Source organism: Vibrio sp. 2134-1 (assembly GCF_033339495.1).
Window position 1 is genome coordinate 1 of sequence record NZ_JAWOUS010000386.1, and the last position, 725, is coordinate 725.

At 42.9% G+C, this 725-nt stretch carries 1 protein-coding gene; it reads left to right on the plus strand.

Annotated elements, in window-relative coordinates; translation table 11 throughout:
* Nucleotides 1–283: 283 nt before the first annotated feature.
* Nucleotides 284–725, plus strand: a 442-nt coding sequence (locus R7R78_RS26160) for a LysR family transcriptional regulator (RefSeq protein ID WP_225474617.1), incomplete at its 3' end; no start/stop codon positions are given.

Sequence of the window (725 nt, forward strand, 5' to 3'; positions counted from 1 at the left end):
GGTCGTGCAGACGATCCAAACTTCTTGCCAGTACCTGAAAAACCGTTCTACGCCATCATGCGTTTCTACGGCGCAGACGATGCAATCCAAAGTGGTGAGTATCAAATGCCTGAAATCAAAGTAGTTAAATAATTCGTTTTAACGAACCACTGCTCTGTCGCCTCCTTAGCTCGTAAGTACGTTAAGGAGGCTTATTTCAAGGTGGGTGTCTAGGGCGAACATCAAGCCCAAAAATCAAAGAGCCACCCACTGAATCTAGTGATTATTTTTATTTAGGTATCGTATGGATTTTAATCTAATCCAAACCTTTTTAATTGTTGCTGAATATCAATCTTACTCTCGCGCCGCAGAGCACCTAGGGCTAACTCAGCCAGCGATTAGCGCATCCATGAAGCGTTTGGAAAAAGAAACCAACAAATCGTTATTTGTGAAGGATGGGCGACAAATCAAACTCACTTCTGTAGCGCATCAGTTGCTACCTAAATTTCATCAGGCGTTTGCGATGATTAATGATGCCATTTCCGATCAAAGCACTTTCCGCCTGAGCTGTAATGAAGCGCTGATCCACCGCATCACACCAACCAACACGATCAGCATTTGCGCCGATACGGATTTACCTTCGTTATTGAATGATCTACGACTTAAACAGATCGATTTGATTATTAGCCCAACGACCATTCATGACCCATCGTTTATCAGTGAATCAATTTTTGAAGAACCAATGG